Source organism: Acinetobacter sp. S-1 (genome assembly GCF_059579785.1).
Genome location: NZ_CM184207.1, coordinates 365,917 through 386,844, shown reverse-complemented (window position 1 = coordinate 386,844; position 20,928 = coordinate 365,917). Strand labels below are relative to the sequence as shown.

Sequence of the window (20,928 nt, the reverse complement as noted above, 5' to 3'; positions counted from 1 at the left end):
AATTTCCGCAGATTAGCCTGGGAAAATACCGCGTTCTTTACGAGCTTTTAAGATACGCTCACATGCCAAGATGTAAGCTGCTGTACGTAAAGTACAAGCGTTGCTGTTCGCTGTATTCCAAACGTCATCCATAGCTTGAACCATCAACTTGTCTAAACGCTCGTTGATTTCTTCTTCGCTCCAGAAGTAGCTCGCCATGTCTTGAACCCATTCGAAGTAACTTACAGTTACACCGCCGGCGTTACATACCACGTCAGGAACTACAACAATGCCACGCTCAACTAATACATCTTCAGCTTTAGGATATGTCGGGCCGTTTGCGCCCTCTAAAATCAACTTAGCTTTAAGTTTTTGAGCACGTTCAACAGTGATTTGGCCTTCTAGTGCAGCTGGAACAATAATGTCAACTTCAGCTGTCCAGAAATCTTCGTCAGCAATTGATTGCGCGCCAGCAAAGCCACCAACACCTTGGTTTGCATTTACGTGATCACGTAATGCTTCAAGATCAATACCATCAGCATTGAAAATTGTGCCAGTGTGGTCTTGAACGTGTGTAACTTTCGCTTTTGATTCAACAAATAAGAAAGCTGCTTCACTACCTACGTTACCAAAACCTTGAATAGCAACTTTCGCGCCTTCAATTGGTAAATTAATTTTTGCTGCTACTTCACGACCTGTAACGAATACGCCACGACCAGTTGCTTTCACACGACCTAAAGAACCGCCTAAGTGAACTGGTTTACCAGTTACAACACCAGTTACAGTGTGACCTTGGCTAGTAGAATAAGTATCCATCATCCAACCCATGATATTGGCATTCGTACCAACGTCTGGAGCAGGGATATCTTTTTGAGGCCCAATAATATGACCAATTTCAGTCGTATAACGACGAGTCAAACGCTCTAATTCACGAGTTGATAATTTACGTGGATCAACACGGATACCACCTTTTGCACCGCCAAATGGCAAGTTCAAAACAGCAGTTTTAATTGTCATCCATGCAGACAACGCCATTACTTCATTCAAATCAACATTTGGATGGTAACGAACACCGCCTTTACCCGGACCACGAGACAAGTTGTGTTGTACACGGTAGCCTTCAAAGTGCTGGATCGAACCATCATCCATCACGATTGGCACGTCAACAATAAGCGCACGCTTAGGACGTTTTAAAGTATCAATATAATCAGCTAAGTGTTCTAAATATGGCGCTACACGGTCAATTTGTGCCAAGTAAGTTTGCCATGCATCGCTATGTTCGTTTACGTATGAAAGATCTGACATCTTTTTTCCTATATACCTTCATAGACTCAGATTTGATAAATCCGTAGTCTTTATTATTCAGCAACTAAAACCTTGCAATAACAAAGTCTTAGTTTATTTACTAAACCTTCTGCTCTTCTAAAGCATTAGGTTTTTTAAATTCCATTTGTTGATACTAAAAGTATGATCTACTTTTATATATCGATATCTTTTACAAGCTTTCTTTCATTTAACTTACTGTTTATAAAGCTATCTTTATAAAAGCAAAGTTTAACCACAACCCACTTAATCCAGTCGGCTGAAATATAAATACAAAAGAAATGGCATAACCGTTTGGGAGTTAAAAAGAACGATGATTTATAAAAAAATCATATGTCCATAAAAATTATTTTGACTAATCGATAGATCCCTCCATTAGTCTTTTTAAAAATAAACATTGTTCAATAATGCTACAGATTAATTATCTCTACACATACCGCTTAAAATTAAGCCGGAACATAGCTATAAAATCTTCCAATAAATATAGCATAGAGCACACTCATTTAGAACATTTTAAAATAAATAAGCAGAGAAAAAATAATCAAATCGCACTAATCCTTATAATAAAAAAAACAACAAATATTAAAAAAACCTTAACTTTAATAAAAAAATTTTATAGGAAACATAAAATCATAATTTAAAAAAATATAAAAAATTAAAACTATAAATAACAATAACTTAAAAATTAATCACCTTCGTAAAATTGTCAAAAAACTATACCCTCTCTACATTAAATCTATAATAAGTCCATTTCTAATTCATATTTCATAAAATCCCAAAAACCTCTTTATCAAATAACCAAGCTAAACATAGACTTAATCAAATATTAATAATAAATAAATATTAATAAGAATCCGATAAATGGTAATTTTACAAAACAATATTTGTTTTCATGATCAAAAATAAAACTTCATTTTTAAAAAAAATATATAAATTCCTTCTTTTTAAACTTCCAGTAAGACACAAAAAAGGCCCCTTACGGGACCTTTAAAAAGACATTCTTTAGACTCTAGAAAGCTCAGCTCTGCACCAGATCTTTCTTTCGATAAAAAATGAAATAGCTTGCATAGCATAGAAGTATAAAAACAATACAACAGATAAAACCAACTTGCATGGATGGGTCAAAGACCATACTGATGCAGGTCACGAGACAGAACAACCCACCCACAATTGGGGTAAGAGGGAAAAGAGGTGCCGCGAAACGCAAATCTTTTGCTGTTTTTCCTGACTTATACCACTGTCTACGAAAGTTAAACTGCGAAATACAAATCGCAATCCAAACCACAACCATCGTAAAAGCTGCAACCCCCAATAGATTCTTAAAAATTGTTTCTGGTGCGAATTTTTCTGAAAGTAATCCTGGAATTGCACCAAACATAGTTACAGTAATGGCAACAATCGGTGTTCCAGAAGGAGTTAATTTAGAAAATATTTTTGGTAATTGATTTTTCGCCGAAAGCGACCACATCATACGTGAAGCAGCAAACAAACCAGAATTTGCAGCAGAAAGTAAAGCCGTAATAATTACAAAGCGGATAATATCTTCTGCATATGGAATACCAATATAGTTAAATACCGTCACAAAAGGACTATTACTTACTTCATTTGCACTAAGGCCTGCAAGTTGGAACGGCAGTAATGAACTAATCACCACAATTGTACCAACAAAGAAAATTAGTAACCGCCAAATAGCCGCATTGATTGCTTTAGGAACTGTCTGTGCTGGATTCTCAGCTTCCCCCGCCGCTACCCCAATTAATTCTGTGCCCGAAAAAGCAAAGTTAACAATAAGCATAGTGGCAAAAATTGGGAAGAGACCGTTTGGGAACCAACCGTGGGCAGTCAGGTTACTAAATAATGGCGCTGTTTCATGTCCGTGGTAAGGAATAAAACCAAAAATTGCCAGTAGACCCAAACCAATAAAACAGATGATTGTAATAACTTTAACGAGTGCCAACCAGAATTCAGATTCGGCAAATAATCGAGTTGAACTGATATTAAGGAAAAAAACTAAGGCACCAAAAAAAAGAGTCCAAGCCCATACCGAGGTAGATGGAAACCACTCCTGCACCAATAAAGCCGCTGCAGTAAACTCAGTCCCTAAAGTTGCAGTCCAAGTTAACCAATAGAGCCAAGTAATCATATAGCCCGTACCCGGACCAATATAACGACGTGCGTATTCACCAAAAGAGCCTGATTCCGGCACATGAACCGCAAGTTCACCAAGGCATAACATCACGGTATAGGCAATTAAACCGCCCAAAAAATAAGAAATAATTGCGCCAATTGGGCCTGCTTGGGAAATTACATCACCAGACCCTAAAAAAAGACCTGTACCTATGGCACCGCCAAGGGAGATCATCACCAAATGTCGAGTACTCATTGCTCGTTTCAAAGGTGCAGAACTTCCATGTTGCGATGCATCATTATTCCGATAATTTAATGATTGCATATAAAAAACTGTAACGACAATTTAGTAAAAAATCATTTTAGGAGAAAAAAATAAATATGCAATTATCTTTGAATAGTGAACTTATTTTAACCAAGTTCTTCAGGTAAAAATAAAATATATAGTAAAAACATTTATTTATATTTTTTTATAGCTATAACTGTATTTTAATTAATCTTATATTATTTCTATAATTTATGTATTAGTAAAACCCATTTATTTTTAAATATAATATTTATATACATTACTAGTTATGCCTACTTTAAATACAGCAGATCACTATATAATAAACCTACTATTTATTTAAATAATGAGCTTTAAAATAATATACAAATAAGTTTATAAAAAAATATTTTTTAAGCAAAAAATAAAGCCCAAACCTAAAGGTCTGAGCTTTATTTAGACACTATAAAGTTTTAATAGCTGATGGTGCTCAACTGTTCGGTAGATTGAATTGAACCTTCCGTAAACTCACACAGCCCTTGTTCATCACAAGATAAATTTAATTGCTTATAGCTAATCGCTAAAGAATCCGAATATTTTTTGATTACAAACGGACCCATATCCGATGTTAAGGGCTCTTCACGCTTGAACAATTTAATAATCTTACGATCATTCATCGCTAACAAATAAATTTCATTATTTAATTCAATGTGCACTACACCAGTTTGCTCAGCCACAATTGGAACCAAATAAGATTTATTCGCCAGTAGAGTATCTACTGTATAACTTTCAAACTTTGAATTGATGAGGTTAAATACCAAAATTAAACCAAAGCTAGTCTGCAAGCCTTCTTTATAATTTGCATCTTCTTGAATTCGCTGTACTTTAATACCGAGCTTTTGAAAGTCCAACTCAGTTGCTTGATTTGTTTTTATCAGACTATGTGTAATAGCCTGTTTAAGTGGGTTATCAAAATAACGTTCATCTAACTGAAAATCATTTTGACGCAATATTTTTAACAACATTTCATCATGTTGAGTAAGAACATGCGCAAGTACATTACGGAAGTAAAACTTACTTTGTTTTTTGACCTTACGAACTTGCTGATAAAAATAGATTTCATCGAAATCATGTTCAATAAAATCATGTAATAAACTTGAACTAGCCAATACAGACAATGCTTCATGACCAGTAAATGGCAAATGAATCGTATGTAAGCTTGGTAACAGCTCTTTTATTTTTAAGTAATGTTCACGGTCAATTGAAAAGTAAGGGTCATAAACAATAATGTATTCACGCGCTGTATCGACATCTTGTGGCTGAATCTGCATGTCTTTATTTGCTATAGCATCAAAAAACTCAGCGTAACGTCGGTCTTCAACATGCTCTGGATCAATTGAATATTGAGGCACAAATGCAATCACACGGTTCATATTCAATAAATTAGAATATTTGATTGCCGCATAGCCGCCCATTGAACCGCCATAACCCACAATATTTTTAAAGCCTTCTAGAATAGGCGAAATTGCTTTTGCCAGCTCAACCATGCTTGCTTGAGGAAACCATGATTTTTGTTTTGGCATTACCCCAATAACATTATATTGGTATTTAATTAGAGACTTTTCAGCATTGATAGATAAGCCACTCGCTCGGGTAATCAAATCGCCAAAAGAGAGAACCAATGTATTAGAATCGCCTGGTAAAAAAATGGCTCTAATGTGTTCGTCTTCAAAAATAATTTGCTTATCCATGCTCACACCGAAAGAAAATTTACTCCCACATACAACGTCAAAAATGAAACAAAATAGGTGTTTTGCCAATTTATGATTGCGGAGTATCTTATTTTATAGATGCCAGTCAGATTAAAAAGCGCAAAATATGACACAATCCTTACATCCTGCCGCTCAAAAAGGCTTCAGTTCAGCTGCTGAACTATATCAGCAAGTTAGACCCAATTATCCCGCAGAAATAGTAAGTTGGCTGCAAAATTGCCTACAAATACAGGAAAACTCTACTGTTATTGATCTTGGATCGGGTACTGGCAAATTCTTACCCTACTTAAAACAAACGCATGCAGATGTTATTGCAGTTGAGCCAATTGGCGAGATGTTACAGCAGCTTCAACAAGTTTATCCTGATATCAAAACATTACAGGCTTTTAGCCATTCAATTCCTGTAGCAGATCATAAAATTGATGCCATTGTTTGTGCGCAATCTTTTCACTGGTTTGACAACCTTGATACCCTAACAGAAATGCATAGAGTATTAAAACCAGAAGGACATTTAGGGCTAGTTTGGAATCAACGAGACGAACGTACAGATTGGGTCAAGGCTTTAGCTGACTTCCTACTTCCACTTGAAGGTGACACACCTCGTTATCATAGTGAAAAGTGGAAACGCGTATTTGAACAACAAGATTTATTCGTATTTGATAGCCTACAAACATTCACACAGTCACAACACGGTTCTGTCGAACAAGTCGTAAGCAAACGTTTACTCTCTACGAGCTTTATTGCTGCAATGACTGAAAAAGATCAATTACAACTCAAAGCACAGTTTGAAAAAATTGTTTATGATTTTACGGGATTAGGTCCTCTAGATCAGATTGATTTTCCATATGTTACGTATGCATATCACTTTCAAAAAAGTACGTTACCCGTTAAATAATTAGTGAATAGGTTTGGTTGAAAGTTATGAAGAAAACACCTCAAATCATATTAATGTCTTTGCTTTGCTCTAGCCTATTTCTGACTGCTTGTAAAAAAGCGGATGAGCCTGCTAAGACGGAGCAACCTTCTGTCACCTCATCTACCGATCAGGTTTTAGAAAAACTAAATGAAAGACCTGTTAAGACCTTCCCTGCCACTGCTGATGATGCACACGATATTGCGCTCTTAGAGGATTATGACCGCCGCTTTACAGAAATGAGTGACGAGATGGAAAGTGAATTAGCAAAAATGCATGAAGCTGGAACCCTCACTACAGAGTTTGAGCAACAGCGTACTCTCGATAATGTGCGCTCTTCTTTGACCATGTTAAAAGATTTAGATTTAAAAACTGAGCAAGGTCGTTACATTCAGGGTCTACTTTATCAATATTGGGAAAACCAAGAAAAACACTTGAGTGATAAGCAAGCCACTAAAGATGAACAGATCAATGATCTTGCCGACTATTTACAAGCGCAAAATCAATTAAAATATTGGAAAGCATCGCAACAGAAATAAGCAATGTCTTGGTTATAAAAAAGCCTTCAAACTTATGAAGGCTTTTTTTTAAATTATATATTTTGCTTTTCAACCCAATGAATTGCCTGAACGCGGAATAACTCACATGCACCATCACCCGTATCAGTCGGCGTAAGTGAGGATTTCCAAACTAAGTTTTTGTCCTTAATCTCGACAAGATCACCTTTTAGATAAACTAAATCACCACGTTTAACCTGTTTAATCTGCTGAGCAATTTCAGGATTTGCAGGAATGATGTGCATGTTAGATACCATTTGCATCGCTTGCTCTGCTGGAACAGGTAATTTAGGAATTTTCCAGTTTAAATAACGGTCATATTGTTTCACTGAAATATGACGTGCGATTTCAGGCTTTGCAAACAATCCCCAACTTACTGCATAGTCGATAGGAGAAAACTTAGCTTGTTCATCATTTTGATAAACTTTTGAACCCAAGATTCTGAAGTTTCCTTGAAAAGGTTGTAATACAGAAATAGATTGATCTTTTTCTATCGGGCTCAAACCATTGGCAATATTATATTCACTTGAGGTCGATGCAAATGTTGAACTCATGCCAATCACGGCGAGTAAGCCCATCATCAAACGTTGTTTTTTCATCGTGTTACACCTCAAATATTGCTAGATCAAAGTGAATAGATCTTCAATTTATAATAGCTTTAAGCGATGAAAAAAATATCGAAATTTAGTAACAATACAGATCAATTTCGTCTATTTTTGTGCTGAATTAAACAGCTTGTTAATCTTCGAAATCTATTCTCAACGTTTCGAAACGAACCTTACCTTGTTGAACAGCTTGGGCAATTGCTTGTTGACCTTTCGTAAGTCTAGCTCCACCACTTTTTACATCAAGCAAAATAATATTGATGTCTTCTGCCGTACCATCGCCATCACGGAAATCGGTATATCCATCAAAAATAATATAGTCCACCGGATCGCCCATGAATTTTGCATCACTTGGTAAATACTGAAATTCAGGTAAAACGGGAGCAAATTGTTCTGCCATTTTTCCTTTCAACACCGCACGACTTGTATTTACACTTCTCTTTTGTGCTTGAGTAAGCGCCTGTTGATGCTCTAGTTCAAGTTCAGCAATATATTGCTCATATTCAGCCTTAATTCGTCCATTACGTGTATTTGATAAAATAATAGTAGTGATGATAATACCAATGCCAGCACCAATAAGCATGGCAAGCCATACAGACATAAATTTTCCTTAAAAAGCGCGAATTAAGATTACAGCTCTAATCATATCTAAAATAACGAAACAGCTTAAACTTTTGTCAAATGCAGTCATCTACTTCTCACAAAAAGATGCTAAGGTATAAAACATAAACAAATGTGCTGCTGAAAATAATTGGATTTATGAAAACGATACTTATTGCAAATCAAAAGGGCGGATGCGGAAAAACCATGACAGCCATTACGTTAGCAACGGCATTGGCACAAAAAGGATATAAAGTAGCATTAGCAGATTCGGACAATCAAAAATCGGCCTTACAATGGTTAAAACAGCGCCCTGATACTGTTGCAACGATTCAAAGCCTAGACTGGCGTCATGAAAAATCAATTGGTGATGCACCCAAAAATCTGGACTATTTAATTATTGATGCGCCTGGTGCTCTGTCAGGTGAGCATGCTGAACAGCTTATTAGTGAAGCGCATGCCATTATTACTCCACTTCAACCTTCATTTTTTGATATAGACAGTACTCGTCGTTTTTTAAAGCATTTACAAGATATTAAACGTATTCGTAAAGGTAAAGTTCAGATTTTACTTCTTGCAAATCGTGTAAAACCAAACAGTGCAAGTTCAAAAGATATCCAACAGTTTTTTGAAAAAATTGAACAGGAACCTGTTGCATGGATTGCTGAGCGCACTGCGTATGGCAGCTTAGCAATGCAAGGTTTAAGCATTTTTGATAAACCGCAAAAGAACTTTATTAGTATCCAAAATCAATGGCAACCGGTTCTAAACAAGTTAATTGAAGATAAAGCTGAGTGGTTTTAATTAACTTTTAGCCTCTAAAAAGAGTTGTATAAGGTTTTTTACATTGTGACCTTAAAATTTGCCTCAGGTTATTTTTCAGTTAATATGACTTTATTCTACGTAGAAAATTAGAGAAATATTGTTCGTGCATCCATACGCTCCTAATTTACAGCGCGTTTTATTGTTTGGGCTGTTTTTTATTTTGATTTTTTTAGGATTTAATATCCTGAAATACTTTATTGTTCCTGTACTTTGGGCTGCCATCATTGCATATATGACTTGGCCTATTTATTTAAGAATTCAGCGCTTTTTTGGAGAAACCCGCAATACTTTAAATGCAACTCTAATGATTAGTCTGGTCATTTTGGTTGTTGGTGTACCGTTTACATGCGCTATTTTCATTTTGCAGCATGAAGGACGCAACTTATATTTTGACTTACAACGTCAGGTTTTTTCGGGCCATTTAAGCGTTCCAGATTTTATACGCGAGCTTCCTTTTGTAGGAAAAGAAATTTCTCGTACACTCAATGAGTTAAACAACGATCCTAATAGCACCATTCAAAATATCGCAGCTTGGGTACAAAGTCATTTAAGTTATGGCCGTGTACTGCTCGGTGAGATTAGCAAAAATATTGTCAAACTTGGCTTTGCTGTATTTAGCCTATTTTTCTTCTACCGTGATGGTCAAATGATTTTGTCTCAAGTGAGTAAAGCTTTAGAAATGGTCATTGGCCCTCGTATTCATCACTATCTTGATACGATTTCCGAGACAACTCGTGCAGTAGTCTATGGCGTAGGTTTAACTGCAATTGCTCAAGCCGTTTTAGCTGGATTAAGTTACTTCGTAGCAGGTGTACCAAACCCTATGGTTCTCACTATTGCTACGTTCTTATTGGCTTTAATTCCATTTGGCACCCCAATTTCCTATTTAGGCGTAGGTTTATGGTTGTTCTCTCAGGGACAAACCATGGAAGCTATTGGCGTTGTCGTTTGGGGCGTGGTGATTGTCAGTAGCTCAGATAATGTGATTAGACCACTCGTCATTTCTGGCGCCACCAAAATTCCGTTCTTATTAATTATGTTTGGTGTATTAGGCGGTATTGCGAGTTTCGGCTTGGTCGGTTTATTTATTGGTCCTGTAATTTTGGCTATTTTACTGGCAATTTGGCGTGAATGGTTACATGAAACGATTGAACCTGAACCTATGCCAAAAACGACTATGATTTATGATTCTGAAAGTGAATCGTCCAATGACAAAGAGTGACATAGTTATTTAATTTAAAAATGTTTCTAGATACAAATTAACTATTTAAATTAACTTGTAGGTCAGACCTCTGTTTGTTTGAATCAAACGATCATATATATTTATAAGGACATCCAATCATGCAGATGTTTAATAAAATTAGCGCAGTTTGTGCGCTTACAGCCCTTTTTACGGTTGGCTGTAGTTCGGTAACTAAAACTGTATCTGACACAGCTCAAGCATTAACCTCAATGCATACTAAAAAAGTGGTCGACGTAAATGAAGTGACAGCTAGCGGTATTGGAAAAAAAATAGGTACGATTAGCTTTCAAGATAGCGACAAAGGCTTAATTATTACCCCTGCTCTTGCTGATTTACCAAGTGGTACTCGTGGTTTCCATATTCATGAAAACGCTTCTTGTGCACCTGCCGTAAAAGATGGAAAACCTGGCGCTGCTTTAGCTGCGGGTAGCCACTATAACCCGAACCAAGCTCCTCATCATGGTACTCCAACCACTGGCCATTTAGGCGATCTACCTGTTTTAGTTGTCGATAATACAGGTGTTGCAACAACTGCCGTAATCGCCCCTCGATTGAAACTTGCTGATATTCAAGGTCGAGCGATTATGATCCACGCTGGTGGCGACAATTATTCAGACTCACCTCAACCTCTTGGCGGTGGCGGAGCACGAATTGCGTGTGGTGTGATTAAATAATTTATGTGTTTTTCAAATTGTGGGTATCTAAAAAGATATCCACAATTTTGTTAATTTATTGATCGTTACAACTTGATTTAAGTCTAATAAAATCTTAAAAAATGACTGACTTTTGTAGATAAAAAGAATAATATTTTTGAAGTAATAAAAATTTAAAGTTACATACTGCTTTCTCACGTATTCTCTAATTTAGAACAAAAGCCGTGAATTATCTGACCCAAATATTTAATAGCTTTAAGACAAACTCTATTTTAATTTATTGCCTGCAAATTCTGATTGTACTCACTGGCACAACTTTAGGTTTGCTTTGGCTGGGCTATAATCAACTTATTGTTCCTGTAACATTAGGGGCAATTGCAGCAGCATTAACAGACTTTGATGATCGCTTAAGTATTCGATTACGCAACTTGGTCTATGTCTGCCTGTTCTTTTTTACAGTCAGTAGCATTCTCGGTTTTTTAGCACCTTACAAAATTTTCTTTATTTTATATCTCTCTATCTCAAGCGCTTTTTTTATTTTACTAGGCGCTTTAGGGCAACGTTATGCCACGATTTCTTTTGGCACTATTTTGCTCTCTATTTATAGTATGTTCGGTTTAGGCGAATATACACATTGGTATCAACAACCTACTTATTTTATTTATGGTGCTCTCTGGTACGGTTTAACTTCTATTTTATTTTTTATTATTAAACCGACACTCCCCTTACAAGATAAGCTCTCACAAATTTTTAAAGAAATTTCTGTTCTACTACAAGCAAAAGCTCGTTTGTTTGATCCGGACAATAAAGAGAATGTTGAGCAGCTTTTATATGAATTATCTCTACAAAATACGCAAGTTGCCCAAAGTCTCAATCAAATACGCAGTTCTCTACTTACTCGGCTCAAAGCTTCCAGAGTCAGTAATAAAAGTATCTATTGGTTAAACCTATACTTTTTCGCACGAGATATTCACGAGCAAGCCACTTCAAATTATTTACATTACGAACATATTCAACAGAATTTTAGCCGTAGTGATCTTATTTTCCGTTTCCAAAAAAACCTGCGTCTACAAGCACAAGCATGCCAAGACTTAGCTCAATGTATTTTATATAACCAACCATATCAGCCTTCGCAAGAAAGTCAGAAAGTATTAGGACATTTAGAAAGTTCTTTAAAAGATTGGATACAACAACATCCACAAAATTTTGAAGTTAAAAATTTAAAACTTATTTTTGATAATTTAAAAGGAATGCATGAACAGTTTGAACAACTGCAATATGCCCAACCTGTTCCTGAAAATAGCACTCAAACAAGACAAGAACACTTAAATTTACTTGATGACGATATTCAAGGATTTTCAGATCTTATCTTAAAGCTGCGGCAACAACTTACGCCACAGTCAGCGCTGTTTAGGCATGCCATACGAATTGCTGTGGTTTTTGCCGCAGGTTACGCAATTTCACTGTTACCCTTTGCGCAGCATGGCTACTGGATTTTACTCACCAGTTTGTTTGTCTGTCAGATTACTTATTTTGCGACTAAAAGCCGTCTTAAATTAAGAACGATTGGTACATTACTCGGGGTTTTATTAGGAATACCAATTTTATATTTTGTACCGAGTATTGAAGGCCAGCTCATCATTACAATTATTTGTGGAGTCTGCTTTTTTTACTTACGTCAAAAGAAATATGCTTTGGCTACGCTCATGGCCACCCTTATGGTGCTATTAATTTTCAACTTAAAAGGCGCTGGCTACAGTATTATTTTACCTCGACTGATAGATACCTTATTAGGCTGCTTTATTGCATGGCTTGCCGTAAACTTTATTTGGCCCGACTGGAACTTTCGTAACATCCCCAACAATATTAATAAAAGCAGCAAAGCGACCTTAGATTATTTCAATGTGATTGTTGAGCAATATCAATATGGCAAAAATCAAGACATCGAATATCGTAGAATTCGTCGTGCTGCGCATAACGCTCAGATTGAGCTATCCAACATGATTTCAAGCTTAAGTGCTGAACCGAATCCGAACCCTCAACTCATCCATTATGCTTTTCGTTATCTGGTTTATAGCCACAGCCAACTGAGTTACGTAGCAGCGTTAGGAAGCCAACGACAGAAAATTGATGATCAACAGGTATTACAACTCTTACTGGATTGTCAGCAAATTCTTAAACAGAGCTTATTTGATCCGGCTTATATTGATTTCAATTTCCTTGAGCAGACTTTAGCGCAAATTCAAAGCCTAACTACTCATGAGCACTTTTCAGAGAATTACACACTCGTGTTAAAACAAATCAGTTTATTGCTAGAAACCTTGCCAGAATTATTAACACTTAAAGACAAACTTTTAGAACAAGAGATTAAGTAGAATAAAAAAATACCGGAATATCAATTCCGGTATTTTTTATTTAATTGTTGCCTTGTTGCAGTCTTTCTTGCATTTCCTGCTTCAAAGCACTTCGCGGTTGGCTAAACCAAAGAGCAATAAAGGTAAATGCAGACAATGCAAAAGCCCATAAATGAAATTGTGTATAGAGATAACGTACAAGCTCAATCATTGCAAAGAAGCTCATCATCAGTAACATTGAAACTGCTGCTGCAACTGTTCCTTTTGATACCTCAGATGACATGAGTGCAAAGCGATATAAGACTGAAAAGCTAATTCCCTCACCAAAACAGATGAGCGTCATGCCTGTAAGCAAACATGGTATGAGATAGGTTTGCCACACTACACCTAATATTAAAATGAGTGTACCGGTTAGCATAATCGGCAAACCCATCATGACGGTTTTACCCAAAGGCAAACGGTCAATAATTTTGATTAAGACAATGTTGCCTACAATTAAACCCAAAAATACGGGGAATTGAGCTAAGCCATATTGCACACTGGTGAGCTTTAATTCATCTACTAAAATGATTGGAGATAAAGCAATCCATAGCATTAAAGGCATACCCACTAAAGGTAATGCGAGACTTAAACCTAAAAAACGGCGGTTGGCAAACACCTTTTTAAAATCATCAAAAAGATAACTAAAAGGTTGCTTGGTTACACTGACTTGCTGGCTTGGCATCTGTTTTTTCAACCCGATCCAACTGAGTAATGCCAATACTGCGATGGCGACAAAGCCCCAGTGCCATGACACATAATCAATTAAGAAAGCGCCAAGTACAGGTCCTAGCAAGGGTGCAAGTAATGAGATATTTGCCATGAGTGCCATGACTTTAATCGCATCACGTTCAGCAAAGCTTTCTTGAATAGCCGCATATCCAACTGCTGAAATTACGGTTAAGCCAATTCCTTGCAAAAATCTTAAAGCTAGAAATTGCTCGATTTGCGTCGTCAGTAAAATTAAAAAACAGCATAGAGCAAAGAATAAAACTCCTGCTAATAGTACTTTTTTACGTCCGAGACGGTCCGACAAAGGACCAAGTAACCATGCAACAGATGCGCCACCTAATAAATAAAATGACATCGAAGACGGTGCCCAAGTTGCACTTACACCAAAATCTTCAGTAATTGCCAACATGGCTGGCTGAATCAGGTCATTACCAATATAAACCGCAAATTCAAATAGCACTAAGGCCAAAGGAAACATCAACGTTGTACGGTTCAACGTTGTCGTTTGAATATTTTTCATGAGTTGTACACTTCAAAATAGCGGCCATATGTCTGTACGACTATCTATAAAATAAGATGTAGTCATGACGATGACATGTATGGTCAATCAATCTTTAGTTAAGTTGTTATATGCCGTGAGAGTGCATGTTTAGAGTGTGAAACACCGTATTCACAAGGTGTCTAAAACGAGAAAAAATATATGACGTGAGATTCGGTAATTTTTACCAATTGGCACAATTGCCGAGCGCAACAATAGCACTTTTTAAATTGATCAGCAATCATGCAATTTCAAGAAGCTTAAATTTCAGATTTTTACACAAAAAGGCATGCAAATTATAGTTGTGTACAAACTCAAAGTTATCCACATATTCGATAAAAAATTAAGCATCATGGGCAAGGGTTAACTTGAAAGTCTGTGGTTTCATCTCCTTTTGTACATTGATAGCTTTGCTTTTTATTCACAATTTTCCAGATTTGCTGATCTCGTTTTAATAAATATTCAGTACGTGTTTTCGACACCGCATCTGGACTAGGTTCTGTTTGCAAAATAGTAACTTGAGCATTGGAAGGATCATCCGAAGCATTCATTTGCTGTGAAATATCTAAATTGCTTGCATCATTTAAAAGATCTGGTTGATCGAGTAATACAGCCTGTATAGGACTATCAGCAAGTTGAGCAGAAGAATTTTGAGGTGGAGCACAAGCTGTTAATATGCTTAAGCTGAAAATAATCAACAAACCATTCTTTTTCATCACTCTTCCCCTCTATTTACTCAAAATTAATGCTAAAGATAATAGGCCACTTTTTCTTTTTGAGCTTTGTAAATAGTTATAAATTTATTGATATTAATGAGATAGATTAGTTTTAAATAGAAATCCAATAATAATTATTGATTTTTTATCAACAATATTTTTCCTATTCATGCATTTTTCTACAACAGTAAATCTCATAGAGTATGCGTCAAATACAGGAATTTAATGAGAGCAACCTCCATGAGTAAGATTTTAGTGATTAATGGTGCTAAACAATTTGCCCACTCAAACGGTGAATTAAATGACACATTAACCACCCTAGCAACCACACACCTCACGGAACTCGGCCATGAAGTCCAAGTCACCCGTGCAGACAGCAACTATGATGCTGAAAGTGAGGTTGAAAAATACTTATGGGCAGATGTTGTTATTTATCAAATGCCAGGCTGGTGGATGGGCGCACCTTGGACAGTCAAAAAGTATATTGATGATGTCTTTACCACTGGTCATGGTTCACTTTATGCAAGTGATGGCCGTAGCCGTTCTGATGCCTCAAAAAAATATGGTTCAGGTGGTCTAATTCATGACAAAAAATATATGCTGTCATTGACTTGGAATGCTCCAATGGAAGCATTTGAAGATGCAGATCAATTCTTCCACGGCGTAGGTGTAGATGGTGTTTATTTACCATTTCATAAAGCCAATCAGTTCTTAGGCATGAGCACCCTTCCGACATTTATCGTAAATGACGTAATTAAAATGCCTAACGTTGATAGTTATGTTGAAGAATATAAAGCACACTTAAATACTGTATTTGCAGCAGCCTAATAAGGAGAAATCCATGCTAACCATTATTGCGGAAATTCGTACTAAATCGGGTGGACAGCATCGCCAGAACGTATTGGATGCCTTTCAGAAAATCATTCCAACTGTTTTAGCAGAAGATGGTTGTCATGGTTATGAACCTTTAGTTGATCACAAATCAAATGCGAGCTTCCAAACTCACGAGCCTGATACGATTGTCATGCTAGAAAAATGGCAAAGTGTTGCCCATCTTGAAGCACATTTAGCGACGCCTCATATGCAAGCGCATCATGAAGCCGTTAAAGATGATGTAGTTGACGTCAAAATTAAAATTTTAGAAAGCGGCGTATAATTTAGACTATAAAAAAAGACGATATATTTATCGTCTTTTTTTATTTTTAAGAGCAAAGCTGGGTTTGAAAACCTCTAGAGCCTTTCCCTCTCGCGCATTGATAGCTCTTTTGCTTATTTTGCAATTGCCACTTTTCATCAACCAATTTGAATGAATATTCTGTTCGGATTGCAGAAACAGAATCATCCATTAAACCTGTTTGGATAACGGTAATACGGGAAACTGTTGGAGATTCCGCTCGGTTAAATACTTGCTGAACTGAGGTATTGTTATGCTCTTTTACGATCTCAGGCTGGGCTTTAAGTACTTGTTGCATCGGAGTTTCCGAACCCACAAAAGGAATTAATTTACTGGTCGTCGCACACCCAGTGAAAAGCCCAGCACAAAGCGCTGAAATTAAAAATAAACGTTGCATTTTTATCACCAAAACAGAAGCCATAGCTTTATGATGCTATGGCTTTGTCGGTTACTCTATAGAAACTATGTAGTCCTACAAAATAGATCTAATTTAAAGATCGAATAATTTACCTGGGTTCATCAAACCATTCGGGTCAAATACTTTTTTCAAAGCTTTCATATATTCAATTTCTTCAGGCGAACGTGAATATTCCAAATATGGCTTTTTCGTCATACCGACACCGTGTTCAGCAGAGATTGAACCGTCGTATTTTTTAACGGTATCAAACACATATTTATTTACCACCTGACACTTCGCAAAGAACTCATCTTTGGTTAAGTTTTCAGGTTTTAAAATATTTAAGTGCAAGTTACCGTCACCGATATGACCGAACCAACAAATTTCAAAGTCTGGATAGTTTTCTTGAACAATCGCATCAATCTCACGAATAAATGCAGGCACGTGTGTAATTAATACTGAAATATCATTTTTATATGGAATAAATGGCGCGATTGATTCAGAGATATCTTCGCGTAAACGCCATAAGCTTTCTACTTGGTCAAGGCTCTGGCTCATTACGCCATCAAGTACCCAACCCTGCTCCATACAATGCTCGAAAATTTCCATTGCTTTATCGAGAATCGGCTCATATGGAGCTTCAAACTCAAGTAATACATAGAACGGGCATTGAGTTTCAAATGGGCGTTGTACATGTCCATGATCTAAAACTTTTTGCATTGCAAGTTCACCAAAGAACTCAAATGCAGTTAAGTCGATGTCTTTTTGGAAAGCATGTAACACAGGCATTACTGCATCAAAGTCAGGAACACCTAAAACTAAAACTTGTAAGTTTTGTGGTTGACGCTCAAGTTTAATTTCTGCTTCAGTCACTAAACCTAGTGTGCCTTCACCTCCAATAAACAAATGCTGTAATGCATAACCAGTTGCATTTTTAACCATGCCTTTGTTTAAACGCAGGATATCACCTTTACCAGTCACTACGGTTAAGCCAAGCACCCAGTTACGTGTCATGCCATATTTAATAACTTTAATACCACCAGCATTGGTACCAATATTACCGCCAATCTGACTAGAACCCGCTGAAGCAAAGTCCACCGGATAATACATGCCTTGTTCTTCTGCATAATTCTGCAATTGCTCAGTCACAACACCAGCTTGCACTCGAACCATACGATCTGCCGGGAAGAACTCAAGAATTTGGTTCATTTTGTCCATGCTAATGACAATTTCACCATTGGTTGCTACCGCACCAGCAGAGAGACCAGTACGACCACCCGATGGTGTAATCGCAACATTAAATTGGTTCGCAAGCTTCACAACCGCCTGAACTTGTTCAGTCGTTGACGGAAAAACGATGACCGATGGGTTCGGATTAAAATGCTTGGTATGATCTTTACCCCAGTTTTCGAGACTATCAGCATCAGTTTTAATACGGTTTTCACCGACAATTGCTGTTAATTGGGTGAGTAACTCAGGTGTTAAAGCGACTGGAGCATTCATCGTTTGCAGACCTAGCAAGAAGTAAACTGTGGTGGGACTATGACCTCATAATTCTCAAGGTTCTCACCTGAGCAAAGCCATAATGTTCAAGGAACTTCTATATTCTACATGTATCCGCGCAAGCGATAAAGTTCAGAATAGAGATACTGTCACTACAAAACATGTTTAACGTAAATAAATACTTTCTATGGGGCTTTCAGAGAAAAATCACATTTATCCCCCTACCAAGCATATTTTAAAATGCTCGACAAGCCATAAACAGAAGTGATTAGAGATAGATAAAATTGCCATAAGGCGATGGTATAAACGAAATATCTATAGCACCGCCCAGTATGTTATTATACCGCCACCAAATTTGGCCTTTGTAGCGGAGCCGTAATGAGCCAACATCTTTCACTACCTAAAGATAAAATCCGTTTCCTTTTGTTAGAAGGCGTTCATCAAAACGCAGTCGATACTCTAAACGCTGCGGGTTACACCAATATTGACTATCGTAAAACTGCTCTTGAAGGCGAAGCGCTTAAAGAAGCAATTAAAGATGCTCACTTTATTGGTATTCGTTCGCGTACCCAATTGACTGAAGAAGTTTTCGAAGCTGCAAATAAATTGATCGCAGTAGGTTGTTTCTGTATCGGAACAAACCAAGTTGATCTTAAAGCAGCAATGGCACGTGGTATTCCTGTATTCAACGCACCGTATTCAAATACGCGTTCGGTTGCAGAGCTTGTACTTGCTGAAACGATTCTTCTTCTTCGCCGTGTTCCTGAAAAATCGGCGGCTTGTCATCGTGGTGGTTGGGACAAGTCTGCTGTCGGTTCTTTTGAAACTCGTGGCAAAACTTTAGGTATTGTGGGTTACGGTTCCATCGGTTCTCAACTTTCAGTTCTTGCTGAAAGCATGGGTATGCATGTTATTTATTATGATGCAGTAACGAAATTACCAATGGGTAATGCTCGCCAAGTTGGTTCTTTAGATGAACTTTTAGCAACTGCAGATGTTGTAACGTTGCATGTGCCAGATGTTCCGTCTACACGTAACTTCTTCACTAAAGAACAATTTGCGAAAATGAAAGAAGGCGCGATTTTCTTAAATGCTGCACGTGGTACATGTGTAGTGATTGAAGATTTAGCTGATGCAATCAGGTCTGGTCATATTGCTGGTGCAGCGGTTGACGTATTCCCGAAAGAACCAAAAGCAAATGGTGAAGAATTCCAATCTCCACTTCGCGGCTTAGACAACGTGATTTTAACTCCTCACGTTGGTGGTTCAACCATGGAAGCGCAAGCAAACATCGGTTTAGAAGTTGCAGAGAAATTTGTTGCTTACTCTGACAAAGGTATGACACTTTCTGCGGTGAACTTCCCGGAAATCGCGTTACCATTGACAGCTGGTCAACACCGTTTATTGCACATCCACAAAAACGTGCCAGGTGTATTGTCTAAAATCAACAACTTATTTGCTGAACAAGGCATCAACATTTCTGGTCAGTCACTTATGACTAAAGGTGACATCGGTTACCTCGTAATGGATGTTGACGCTTCTGCTTCTCAAGAAGCTTTAGATATGTTGCATGAAGTTGAAGGTACAATTCGTGTGCGCGTATTGTTCTAATACCAACTGTAAATTCAAAAGCCACAGCATTGTCTGTGGCTTTTTTATGGGTATTTACATTATCATGTGAAAAGTATACCAATTGATCAAATAATAAAATGTCCACTTTAAACCAGAAATCTCAGCTACATGCTTTGGGTTTTCTTATTCTTGCCATGTTAAGCGTTCAAAGTAGCGCATCTTTAGCTAAAATTTTATTTCAGAACTTCCCTGTACTGACTGTTTCAGCAATGCGCCTATGTTTAGGTGCAATTATTCTCGCCATTATTTTTCAAATTTGGCGAATTAATTTTAGTCAGGTCCGCTGGAAAGCAATTTTAGCTTATGGATTTGCGCTTGCAGGCATGAACGCACTGTTTTATCTGTCGATCGAACGCTTACCGATTGGGATCGCGGTTGCTTTTGAATTTATTGGACCTTTAAGTGTAGCGTTATACCACGCACGCCAAAAATATGATTTTGTTTGGGTCAGTTTCGCAATTATTGGGCTGATTTTACTTTTCCCTTTTAATCAGGCACATAGTCTAGATTGGATCGGCGTCTTATTTGCAATTAGTGCAGGGGCTTGTTGGGCGCTTTATATTATTGCTGGGCAAAAACCTTCTGGTATTTCAGGTAATCATACGGTGTGCTTGGGAATGAGTGTAGGTGCATGCATCTTATTACCCATTACCTTTTTTTCAGGCTCAATTGCACAAGTTATAGAACTTCCCTATCTTTTTTATTTTATTGGTTTGGCCATTTTAGCCAGTGCTCTTCCATTCTCTTTAGAAATGTTAGCACTGCGCAATTTGACACCTTTAAGCTTTGGAACATTAATGAGCCTAGAGCCCGCAGTTGCAGCACTATCTGGGTTTATCTTCTTGGGTGAATATCTTTTATGGAATCAATGGCTAGCACTTGCAACCATTATCACTGCTTCCGTTGGTTGTACCGTAACCACCCAAAAAGCTCGCCAAGAACGTGAAAAAGCAGCCAGTTAATTTAATAAAATCTGCCAGC

Annotated in this window: 19 protein-coding genes; 10 read left to right on the top strand and 9 right to left on the bottom strand. The window is 37.2% G+C overall.

Annotation, left to right across the window (positions count from 1 at the left end; genetic code table 11):
* Positions 1-12 precede the first annotated feature (12 nt).
* The 3 genes from AC52J8_RS01845 to AC52J8_RS01835 all read right to left on the bottom strand — a co-directional run bounded on the left by AC52J8_RS01845 (position 13) and on the right by AC52J8_RS01835 (position 5,445).
* Positions 13-1,284 (bottom strand): Glu/Leu/Phe/Val family dehydrogenase, encoded by a 1,272-nt coding sequence (locus tag AC52J8_RS01845; RefSeq protein ID WP_017481698.1) that lies wholly within the window; start codon positions 1,282-1,284, stop codon positions 13-15.
* Between the two features lie 1,036 nt (positions 1,285-2,320).
* Positions 2,321-3,754, bottom strand: a complete 1,434-nt coding sequence (locus AC52J8_RS01840; protein ID WP_086611353.1) for an amino acid permease — start codon at positions 3,752-3,754, stop codon at positions 2,321-2,323.
* A 413-nt stretch (positions 3,755-4,167) separates the two neighbouring features.
* The gene (locus AC52J8_RS01835; protein ID WP_086611352.1) at positions 4,168-5,445 is read right to left on the bottom strand and encodes a hypothetical protein; all 1,278 of its coding nucleotides are present in this window, start codon (positions 5,443-5,445) and stop codon (positions 4,168-4,170) included.
* A 127-nt stretch (positions 5,446-5,572) separates the two neighbouring features.
* On the opposite strand from AC52J8_RS01835, the gene AC52J8_RS01830 reads away from it, so the two are divergent.
* Entirely contained in the window at positions 5,573-6,361 is a 789-nt protein-coding gene (locus AC52J8_RS01830) for a class I SAM-dependent methyltransferase (protein ID WP_086611351.1), read from the top strand.
* Between the two features lie 26 nt (positions 6,362-6,387).
* Positions 6,388-6,918, top strand: a complete 531-nt coding sequence (locus AC52J8_RS01825; protein WP_086611350.1) for a hypothetical protein — start codon at positions 6,388-6,390, stop codon at positions 6,916-6,918.
* Positions 6,919-6,971: 53 nt separating this feature from the next.
* Here AC52J8_RS01825 and AC52J8_RS01820 read toward each other — a convergent pair whose 3' ends face one another.
* Both AC52J8_RS01820 and AC52J8_RS01815 read right to left on the bottom strand, forming a co-directional pair.
* Complete coding sequence (locus AC52J8_RS01820) at positions 6,972-7,535, bottom strand: hypothetical protein (RefSeq protein ID WP_086611349.1); 564 nt, start codon at positions 7,533-7,535, stop codon at positions 6,972-6,974.
* Positions 7,536-7,674: 139 nt separating this feature from the next.
* Positions 7,675-8,142, bottom strand: coding sequence for a Holliday junction resolvase-like protein (locus tag AC52J8_RS01815; RefSeq protein ID WP_046811866.1), 468 nt, complete (start codon positions 8,140-8,142; stop codon positions 7,675-7,677).
* A gap of 158 nt (positions 8,143-8,300) precedes the next feature.
* On the opposite strand from AC52J8_RS01815, the gene AC52J8_RS01810 reads away from it, so the two are divergent.
* The 4 genes from AC52J8_RS01810 to yccS all read left to right on the top strand — a co-directional run bounded on the left by AC52J8_RS01810 (position 8,301) and on the right by yccS (position 13,237).
* Complete coding sequence (locus tag AC52J8_RS01810; RefSeq protein WP_005804567.1) at positions 8,301-8,945, top strand: ParA family protein; 645 nt, start codon at positions 8,301-8,303, stop codon at positions 8,943-8,945.
* A 124-nt stretch (positions 8,946-9,069) separates the two neighbouring features.
* Positions 9,070-10,188: an AI-2E family transporter gene (locus AC52J8_RS01805; protein ID WP_032006332.1), complete on the top strand. Its 1,119-nt coding sequence runs from the start codon at positions 9,070-9,072 to the stop codon at positions 10,186-10,188.
* 125 nt (positions 10,189-10,313) lie between these two features.
* Complete coding sequence (sodC, locus tag AC52J8_RS01800; protein ID WP_081309682.1) at positions 10,314-10,883, top strand: superoxide dismutase family protein; 570 nt, start codon at positions 10,314-10,316, stop codon at positions 10,881-10,883.
* A 203-nt stretch (positions 10,884-11,086) separates the two neighbouring features.
* Complete coding sequence (gene yccS, locus AC52J8_RS01795) at positions 11,087-13,237, top strand: YccS family putative transporter (RefSeq protein WP_086611348.1); 2,151 nt, start codon at positions 11,087-11,089, stop codon at positions 13,235-13,237.
* Positions 13,238-13,277: 40 nt separating this feature from the next.
* Here yccS and craA read toward each other — a convergent pair whose 3' ends face one another.
* Both craA and AC52J8_RS01785 read right to left on the bottom strand, forming a co-directional pair.
* On the bottom strand, positions 13,278-14,507 hold the full coding sequence (gene craA / locus AC52J8_RS01790; protein WP_005067162.1) for a chloramphenicol efflux MFS transporter CraA: 1,230 nt from the start codon (positions 14,505-14,507) through the stop codon (positions 13,278-13,280).
* 368 nt (positions 14,508-14,875) lie between these two features.
* Complete coding sequence (locus tag AC52J8_RS01785; protein WP_081309085.1) at positions 14,876-15,244, bottom strand: hypothetical protein; 369 nt, start codon at positions 15,242-15,244, stop codon at positions 14,876-14,878.
* Between the two features lie 237 nt (positions 15,245-15,481).
* On the opposite strand from AC52J8_RS01785, the gene AC52J8_RS01780 reads away from it, so the two are divergent.
* Both AC52J8_RS01780 and AC52J8_RS01775 read left to right on the top strand, forming a co-directional pair.
* The gene (locus AC52J8_RS01780) at positions 15,482-16,069 is read left to right on the top strand and encodes an NAD(P)H-dependent oxidoreductase (protein ID WP_002117050.1); all 588 of its coding nucleotides are present in this window, start codon (positions 15,482-15,484) and stop codon (positions 16,067-16,069) included.
* A 13-nt stretch (positions 16,070-16,082) separates the two neighbouring features.
* A complete protein-coding gene (locus AC52J8_RS01775) occupies positions 16,083-16,397 on the top strand; it encodes a putative quinol monooxygenase (protein ID WP_086394127.1) in 315 nt (104 codons plus the stop codon).
* 46 nt (positions 16,398-16,443) lie between these two features.
* Here AC52J8_RS01775 and AC52J8_RS01770 read toward each other — a convergent pair whose 3' ends face one another.
* Together AC52J8_RS01770 and AC52J8_RS01765 are read right to left on the bottom strand one after the other, a co-directional pair.
* Positions 16,444-16,812, bottom strand: a complete 369-nt coding sequence (locus tag AC52J8_RS01770) for a hypothetical protein (protein ID WP_057068796.1) — start codon at positions 16,810-16,812, stop codon at positions 16,444-16,446.
* Between the two features lie 93 nt (positions 16,813-16,905).
* Positions 16,906-18,315 (bottom strand): D-2-hydroxyglutarate dehydrogenase, encoded by a 1,410-nt coding sequence (locus tag AC52J8_RS01765; protein WP_002116692.1) that lies wholly within the window; start codon positions 18,313-18,315, stop codon positions 16,906-16,908.
* A gap of 378 nt (positions 18,316-18,693) precedes the next feature.
* On the opposite strand from AC52J8_RS01765, the gene serA reads away from it, so the two are divergent.
* Together serA and AC52J8_RS01755 are read left to right on the top strand one after the other, a co-directional pair.
* The gene (gene serA, locus AC52J8_RS01760; RefSeq protein ID WP_068526928.1) at positions 18,694-19,926 is read left to right on the top strand and encodes a phosphoglycerate dehydrogenase; all 1,233 of its coding nucleotides are present in this window, start codon (positions 18,694-18,696) and stop codon (positions 19,924-19,926) included.
* Between the two features lie 98 nt (positions 19,927-20,024).
* Entirely contained in the window at positions 20,025-20,909 is an 885-nt protein-coding gene (locus tag AC52J8_RS01755; protein ID WP_069037134.1) for an EamA family transporter, read from the top strand.
* Positions 20,910-20,928 lie beyond the last annotated feature (19 nt).

Bases quoted from the DNA above. Each gene is read 5' to 3' on its own strand.
- AC52J8_RS01780 (WP_002117050.1), top strand. From the start codon at position 15,482: ATGAGTAAGATTTTAGTGATTAATGGTGCTAAACAATTTGCCCACTCA.
- sodC (WP_081309682.1), top strand. From the start codon at position 10,314: ATGTTTAATAAAATTAGCGCAGTTTGTGCGCTTACAGCCCTTTTTACG.
- AC52J8_RS01830 (WP_086611351.1), top strand. From the start codon at position 5,573: ATGACACAATCCTTACATCCTGCCGCTCAAAAAGGCTTCAGTTCAGCT.
- AC52J8_RS01775 (WP_086394127.1), top strand. From the start codon at position 16,083: ATGCTAACCATTATTGCGGAAATTCGTACTAAATCGGGTGGACAGCAT.
- AC52J8_RS01835 (WP_086611352.1), bottom strand. From the start codon at position 5,445: ATGGATAAGCAAATTATTTTTGAAGACGAACACATTAGAGCCATTTTT.
- craA (WP_005067162.1), bottom strand. From the start codon at position 14,507: ATGAAAAATATTCAAACGACAACGTTGAACCGTACAACGTTGATGTTT.
- AC52J8_RS01840 (WP_086611353.1), bottom strand. From the start codon at position 3,754: ATGCAATCATTAAATTATCGGAATAATGATGCATCGCAACATGGAAGT.
- AC52J8_RS01770 (WP_057068796.1), bottom strand. From the start codon at position 16,812: ATGCAACGTTTATTTTTAATTTCAGCGCTTTGTGCTGGGCTTTTCACT.
- AC52J8_RS01765 (WP_002116692.1), bottom strand. From the start codon at position 18,315: ATGAATGCTCCAGTCGCTTTAACACCTGAGTTACTCACCCAATTAACA.
- AC52J8_RS01810 (WP_005804567.1), top strand. From the start codon at position 8,301: ATGAAAACGATACTTATTGCAAATCAAAAGGGCGGATGCGGAAAAACC.
- AC52J8_RS01825 (WP_086611350.1), top strand. From the start codon at position 6,388: ATGAAGAAAACACCTCAAATCATATTAATGTCTTTGCTTTGCTCTAGC.
- AC52J8_RS01755 (WP_069037134.1), top strand. From the start codon at position 20,025: ATGTCCACTTTAAACCAGAAATCTCAGCTACATGCTTTGGGTTTTCTT.
- serA (WP_068526928.1), top strand. From the start codon at position 18,694: ATGAGCCAACATCTTTCACTACCTAAAGATAAAATCCGTTTCCTTTTG.
- AC52J8_RS01815 (WP_046811866.1), bottom strand. From the start codon at position 8,142: ATGTCTGTATGGCTTGCCATGCTTATTGGTGCTGGCATTGGTATTATC.
- AC52J8_RS01845 (WP_017481698.1), bottom strand. From the start codon at position 1,284: ATGTCAGATCTTTCATACGTAAACGAACATAGCGATGCATGGCAAACT.
- AC52J8_RS01820 (WP_086611349.1), bottom strand. From the start codon at position 7,535: ATGAAAAAACAACGTTTGATGATGGGCTTACTCGCCGTGATTGGCATG.